This is a genomic window from Asanoa sp. NPDC050611 (assembly GCF_040654855.1).
In the GTDB taxonomy this organism is placed as follows: Bacteria; Actinomycetota; Actinomycetes; order Mycobacteriales; family Micromonosporaceae; genus Asanoa.
On sequence record NZ_JBFAIU010000386.1, the window covers coordinates 1 to 6,454 of the forward strand.

Here is a 6,454-nt window from a genome sequence, read left to right on the forward strand (position 1 = left end):
GCACCAGAGCGGCGAAAAGTGACGCCACGTACGGACCTCGCGCCGCTGGTCGGCCTCTACACGGTCGCCCGGCACCGGCCGCCGCGCCACCTGGTCGCGCCGCTCGCCTCGGTCGCGGCCGCGTTCGCCGCCGGCGCCGTCAGCGGCGAGCTGCCGTGGCAGGCGCTGTTCGGCGCGACCGCGGTCACCGCCGCGACGGTCCTGCTGGGTGCCAACGCCCGCACCCGGCAGGCGTACCTGTCGGCGGTGGAGGAGCGGGCCGCGCGGCTGGAGCGCGAGCGCGACCGGGAGGCCCGGCTGGCCGTCGCCGACGAGCGGGTGCGGATCGCCCGCGAGATGCACGACATCGTGGCGCACAACCTCGCCGTCATGGTCGCGCTGGCCGACGGTGCCAGCTACGCCGCCGAGTCGGAGCGCGTCGGCTCCGCGATGCGGCAGGTGTCGGCGACCGGCCGGCAGGCACTCGACGAGATGCGCCGCCTGGTCGGGCTGCTGCGCGCCGGCGGCCCCGGCGAGCGCGTGCCTCAACCGGGCCTGGCCGACGTCGACGACCTGGTGGCGCAGGTGCGCGCGGCCGGCGTCGAGGTGAATCTCCACGTCGAGGGCCGGCCCGGCGACTGGAGCCCGGGCGTCGGGCTCGCCGTCTACCGGATCGCGCAGGAGGCGCTGACCAACGTGATCAAGCACGCGGGTCCGGGCGCCCGCGCGGATCTGCGGCTGACCTACCGCCCGGACGAGGTCGCGCTCGAGGTGCTCGACGACGGTGCCGGCCGACGGGCGCGGCCGCCGGCGCCCGCGGACCGGCACGGGCTGGCCGGGATGGCCGAGCGGACCGCCGCCTACCGGGGGACGGTCGACGCCGGCCCGCGCCCCGACGCCGGCTGGCGGGTGCACGCCACCCTCCACGTCGGACGGGAGCTGGCCGCGTGACCGTCCGGGTGCTGCTCGCCGACGACCAGGCGCTGGTGCGCACGGGCTTCCGGATGGTGCTCGAGAGCCAGCCCGACCTCGCGGTGGTGGGGGAGGCCGGCAACGGCGCGCAGGCGGTGTCGATGACGGTCGCGCTGCGCCGGACGTGGTGGTGATGGACGTCCGCATGCCGGTCGAGGACGGGATCGCCGCCACCCGCCGGATCGTCGCCGCGGGGCTGCCGTCGCGGGTGCTGGTGCTGACCACCTTCGACCTCGACGAGTACGTGTACGCGGCGCTGCGGGCCGGCGCGAGCGGCTTCCTGCTCAAGGACGCGCCGCCCGCCGACCTGCTCTCCGCGATCCGCGCGGTGGCGGCCGGCGACGCGGTGGTCGCACCCCCGGTGACCCGGCGGCTGATCGACGCGTTCGCCGGCTACCTGCCCGACCCGGCCGCGCCCGGGACCGACGGGCTCGACCGGCTCACCGAGCGCGAGCGGGAGGTGCTGCTGGAGGTCGCGCAGGGCCGATCCAACGCGGAGATCGCGGCCCGGCTGCGGCTCGCGGAGGCGACCGTCAAGACCCACGTCGGCCGGATCCTCACCAAGCTCGACCTGCGCGACCGGGTGCAGGTGGTGGTGTTCGCCTATGAGCACGGCGTGGTCACCCGCGGCCGCTGACCATGCTTGGACCCGCGTACGGCAGAGTGGCGGCATGAGCGACGACCACGGTGCGGTGCGCGTGACCCCGCCGATCCGCGACTGGCTCACCCGCGTCGCGTTGCCGGGTCGCCGCGTCGTCGGGGTGCGGGCGCTGACCGGTGGGTACAGCAACGACAACCTCGCGGTCACGACGGACGCGGGCACCGACTTCGTCCTGCGTCGCTACCGGCGCACCAACGCCTGCGCGGTGGAGGCGGCCCTCGCCGCCCGGCTCGCCGGCATCGTGCCGGTGGCCGAGGTCGTCGCCGCGGATCCGACCGGGTCGAGCGCCGGCGAGCCGGTTCTCCTCTCGAGGTTCATGCAGGGCCGCCCGATCGGTGAGGTCCTGCGCGGCGCGGGCGACGACGCGACCACGGAACTGGGCCGGTCGGTCGGCTTGACGCTGGCCCGGCTCGGGTCCGTGTCGTTCGAATCCCCCGGTTTCTTCACCGACGGGACCCTCGAACCCGGACCGGCCGGCGTCGAGCCCGTCAGTGGCCTGGGCGAGTTCGTCGACCGCTGCCTGCGGCAGGGCAACGCCGACGGACAGCTCACCGACGCCGAGCAGCGGGCGCTGCGCCGGTTCGCCGAACAGGCCGCCCCGGCGCTGACCGGGCTACAGGGCAGCCGCCGGCTCGTACACGCCGACTTCAACCCGAAGAACCTGCTCGCCGCCACGCGGGACGGACAGTGGCGGGTGACGGCGGTGCTCGACTGGGAGTTCGCCTTCAGCAGCTCGCCGCTGTTCGACGTCGGGAACATGCTGCGCGACCCACGACCGCCCGGGTTCGCGGCGGCGTTCACGGACGGCTTCCGCGACGGCGGCGGAGAGCTGCCGGAGGACTGGCGCCGGCTCAGCCAGGCCCTCGACCTCTACTCGCTCGCGGACCTGCTCACCCGCCCCGCCGACCACCGCTACTTCCGCCGGTCGGTCACCCGTATCCGCGCGTTGCTCCGGGCCGACTAGTAGCGGACGTCGCTCGCCAGCAGGGCCGGGTAAACGGTGGACTCCTCACCGTCCACTGTGGTTCCGGCGAACTGGAGCATCGCGCGCTGGGCTCCGTGCATCGGTGCGGGGTAGTCGAGGTCCGGTGCCGACACCGCGTCGAGCCGGCGGAGCTGGTCGGTCGTCAGCGTGACGTCGAGGCCGGCCAGGTTGGCCTCCAGGTGCCCGACGCGGCGGGCGCCGACCAGCGGCACCACCGTGCCCTCGCGGGCCCGCAGCCACGCCAGCGACACCGCCGCCGAGGAGGTGGACAGCTCGTCCGCGACCTCGGCCACGGCCTCGATGACGTCGAACTCGGCGTCGCTCGGGCCGCCGACGTACGCCGTGCGGGCCGAGTCGGTGACCTCGATGCCGCCGCGGTGGTACTTACCGGACAGGAAGCCGTTCTTCAGCGGGCTCCACGGGGTCAGCGCCAGACCCTGGTCGCGGGCGAACGGCGCCAGCTCGCCCTCGACGGTGCGGGCCAGCAGCGAGTACTCGACCTGCAGCGCGACCAGCGGCGTCCAGCCGTGCAGCAGCGCCGTGGTGTGTGCCTGCGCCGTGAGCCACGCCGGGGTGTTGGAGAAGCCGATGTAGCGGATCTTGCCGGCCCGGACGAGGTCGTCCAGGGTCCGCATGGTCTCCTCGATCGGCGTGTGCTTGTCCCAGTTGTGCATCCAGTAGACGTCGAGGTGGTCCGTGCGCAGCCGGCGCAGCGACTCGTGCAGCTGCGCGATGATCGAGCCGCGGCCCGCGCCGCCGCCGTTCGGGTCGCCGGGGAACATGTTGAAGAAGAACTTCGACGCGAGTACGACGTGGTCGCGCAGCCCCGGACGGGCGGCGAAGTAGTCGCCGAGGATCTTCTCCGAGTGGCCGTTGGTGTAGAAGTTGGCGGTGTCGACGAAGTTGCCGCCGCGCTCCAGGTAGGTCGCGAGGATCTTCTCCGACTCCGCGACGTCGCAGCCGGCGCCGCCGGGGTCGGTGCCGAAGGTCATCGCGCCGAGCGCGAACGGGCTGACCCGGAGTCCGGACCGGCCGAGGGTGACGTAGTCGGTGAGTGCCATGTCTTCATCGAACGCCGGACACCGGCGCCGGCGTAGACCGATGCGCGCGGGTTCTTGCCTGATCCTCGCGGGGTCATTTCGGGCGGGCTTGATAGAAGCCGGCCGCGGCGCAAGCGCTCTCGACGGCGCCGAGCCCGAACGCCTCGACGGGCCCGAGCGCGCCGGCGGGTCGCACTCCGTGCACGGCCGCCCGCATCGCGGCCCAGGCAAGGAGGGGAGCGGTGAATGAGTAGGGGTCCCCGCCGGTCAGGTGCACTTGAGCAAGCGGCCTGCCATCCAGGTCGTCGACCAACGCCACCACATCCGTCCTGATGCTCACCCCGGCCCTGGGCTGGGACCGGCTGTGCTGGATGCGGCGGGCCTGCGCATGCAGGGCCCGGCGCACACCGGGCACGCGGTCGAGCGACGAGGCGAGTGCGGAGCCGTAGTGGACGAGCCTGGTGGCACGGCCGAACCAGCCGAGGTAGACGCCAACCTCCGACAGCGGCGCCGAGGCGGCCGCTCGGCCGGTAGCCGCCCGCAGCCTGGGCAGCGCGAAATGCTCAGAGGAACCGATGGAGAAGGCTTCCTTTCTGTCGCCGTCGACCTCGAACGACACGACGTGCGCCGCGGTCCGCTCGGTCACTACACCGCCACCGCGGAAGGCGTACCCGGGTTCGAGCAACATGTCGGCCGCCGACGCCTGGGTGCCCGCGCTGGTCCCGCCGCGGATGTTCCCGCGTGCGAAGTAGCCGACCCGCACCCGGGCCGCGGCGGATCCGGCCGCTTCGAGGGCGAGCGCCCCGGCGAGGTTGCCCGGCACGTAGTCATAGCCGAACGCGGTCAGCAGTGCCGCACCGGTCTGTTCGGCGCGTGGGCCGAACTCCTCGAACACCTGGCGGATGAAGGGTGGTTCGCCGCTGGAGTCCAGGTACACAGCACCAGCATCAACCGCCGCCGCCACCACGGGCCGACCGATCTTGACAAATGGTCCGGCGGTCGACACCACCACATCACCGGGTCTGATGAGGTCGCGCAGCTGCCCAGGCTCCGCGTCCGCGACGGCCGTCTCCAGCTCCGCCCCGTCCCCTGCCTGCGAAAGCCGGGCAGCCAACGCGTTGAGCCGGCCCGGGTCCCGGCCCGCGAGCACCGGTCGAGCCCCGACCGCGAGCATCTCCCGCGCGGTAAGGCCGCCGACATAGCCGGTGGCCCCGTACAGCACGATCCGGCCCGGCATCACCTCAACCTACGCCAAGCCACCGGCCAGACCGGCGGGATCGGGCCAGCCCGCTGCTCATGGGAGGGCGAGGGCCAGGGCGGCGTCCCGGCTCGGCGGTGCGCCGAACTCGCGCCGGTACTCCCGGCTGAACTGGGACGGGCTGTCGTAGCCGACCTCGTGGCCGACCCGGGCGACGTCGCCGGGGTTGCTGGCCAGCAGCAGCCGCGCCTGTTGCAGCCGGATCCGCTTCTGGAACTGGATCGGGCTCATCGCCGTGGTCGTCTGGAAGTTGCGGTGGAAGGCGGAGACGCTCATCCCGGCGAGCTTCGCGAGCTCCTCGACCCGGAACGGCTCCGCGTAGTTCTCGCGGATCCACCGCACCGCCCGCTCGACGTGCCGCAACCCGCTGTCGGGCAGCCCGAGCTGGCGGACCAGCCCACCCTGCTCGCCGGAGACCAGGCGCCACAGGATCTCGCGGATCACCAGCGGCGCCAGCACGGTCCGGTCGCGCGGCTGGTCGAGCAGCCGCAGCAGGCGGACCACGGCGTCGAGCAGCTCGTCGGACGCGTCGCTGACGGCGATCCCGGGCGGTGCGGCGGCCGGGACCTCGGCCGGCCCGGCGCCCAGCAGCAGCTCGGCGATGTCGTCGGGGCGCAGGACGAGCCCGAAGCCGAGCGCCGGCCGGTCCACGGTGGCGTCCACGAAGTGCCCGGTCACGGGCAGGTCGACGGAGGCCACGAGGTACTGGCCGGCGCGGTACTCGTAGACCCGGTCGCCCAGCGACAGGCGCTTGGCGCCCTGCGCGATCAACGCGAGCACGGTGCCGGACATCGAGGGCGACGGCGGCAGCGACCGCTCCACCTTCGAGATCAACACGCCGTCGATGTCCGTCGTCATGTCCGGCCGCGCGTGCCGCGCCAGCAGGGCCCGGAGCTCGTCGAGCTGCATCAACCCATTCCAGCACGGACCGGTGCGGCCCAGCTGGGGAGTGGGATCAGGCAGAAGGGATGGCCGGCCGGGTCGGCGTAGACGCCCTTGCCGGGCAGCGGGCGGGCACCGAGCGCGCGGACCTCGGCGCCGGCGGCGACCGGGTCGTCGACCATCACGTCGAGGTGGATCTGCTGCGGCACGGCCGGGTCGGGCCAGGTCGGTGGGCGGTGGTCCGGGGCGCGCTGGAACGCCAGCCCGGAGGCGCGGTCGGAGGTGGCGACGACCACGAAGTCGTCGTCCTCGTACGTGATCGGCAGGCCGAGCAGGGCGCTGTAGAACCGCGCCAGCGCCGCCGGATCCGGGCAGTCGAGGATCGTGTGGTGCAGGCGTCCAATCATGGGTCTAGACGGTAATCACGACCTTGCCCCGGCCGTGGCCCGTCTCGACCTCGCGGTGCGCGTCGGCGGCCGCGGCCAGGGGATATGTCCGGCGCAGGTGGATCCGCAGCTCGCCGCGGTCGTAGCGATCGACCAGGCCCGCCAGGCGGGCGGCCGAGCGCAGCGGCGGCGTGACCCGGATGCCCAGCTCGGCCCCGTCCGAGGCGTCGGCCGTCGTGCCGATCCCGATGCTCGCGGAGGAGCTGACCAGGTCGCCACGCCAGGAGCGGT

At 73.8% G+C, this 6,454-nt stretch carries 7 protein-coding genes and 1 pseudogene; 3 read left to right on the forward strand and 5 right to left on the reverse strand.

Annotated features, from left to right (window positions below):
- The 3 genes and pseudogenes from AB0H87_RS35830 to AB0H87_RS35840 form a co-directional block, all read left to right on the forward strand.
- The coding region (locus AB0H87_RS35830; protein WP_360156213.1) for a histidine kinase at positions 1 to 930 on the forward strand (930 nt) is incomplete at its 5' end.
- 53 nt (positions 931 to 983) lie between these two features.
- Positions 984 to 1,588: pseudogene (locus AB0H87_RS35835) on the forward strand (response regulator transcription factor).
- Between the two features lie 34 nt (positions 1,589 to 1,622).
- A complete protein-coding gene (locus AB0H87_RS35840; RefSeq protein ID WP_360156216.1) occupies positions 1,623 to 2,576 on the forward strand; it encodes a phosphotransferase in 954 nt (317 codons plus the stop codon).
- Here AB0H87_RS35840 and AB0H87_RS35845 read toward each other — a convergent pair.
- The 5 genes from AB0H87_RS35845 to AB0H87_RS35865 form a co-directional block, all read right to left on the reverse strand.
- Positions 2,573 to 3,658: an aldo/keto reductase gene (locus tag AB0H87_RS35845; RefSeq protein WP_360156219.1), complete on the reverse strand. Its 1,086-nt coding sequence runs from the start codon at positions 3,656 to 3,658 to the stop codon at positions 2,573 to 2,575. The genes AB0H87_RS35840 and AB0H87_RS35845 overlap by 4 nt on opposite strands.
- Positions 3,659 to 3,731: 73 nt before the next feature.
- Positions 3,732 to 4,874 (reverse strand): saccharopine dehydrogenase NADP-binding domain-containing protein, encoded by a 1,143-nt coding sequence (locus tag AB0H87_RS35850; protein WP_360156222.1) that lies wholly within the window; start codon positions 4,872 to 4,874, stop codon positions 3,732 to 3,734.
- Positions 4,875 to 4,931: 57 nt separating this feature from the next.
- Positions 4,932 to 5,804: an AraC family transcriptional regulator gene (locus tag AB0H87_RS35855; RefSeq protein WP_360156224.1), complete on the reverse strand. Its 873-nt coding sequence runs from the start codon at positions 5,802 to 5,804 to the stop codon at positions 4,932 to 4,934.
- The gene (locus AB0H87_RS35860) at positions 5,804 to 6,184 is read right to left on the reverse strand and encodes a VOC family protein (RefSeq protein ID WP_360156227.1); all 381 of its coding nucleotides are present in this window, start codon (positions 6,182 to 6,184) and stop codon (positions 5,804 to 5,806) included. Before AB0H87_RS35860 ends, AB0H87_RS35855 begins: the two co-directional genes overlap by 1 nt.
- 4 nt (positions 6,185 to 6,188) lie before the next feature.
- Positions 6,189 to 6,454 (reverse strand): zinc-binding dehydrogenase (locus tag AB0H87_RS35865; protein WP_360156230.1); only part of this gene is annotated, 266 nt, incomplete at its 5' end.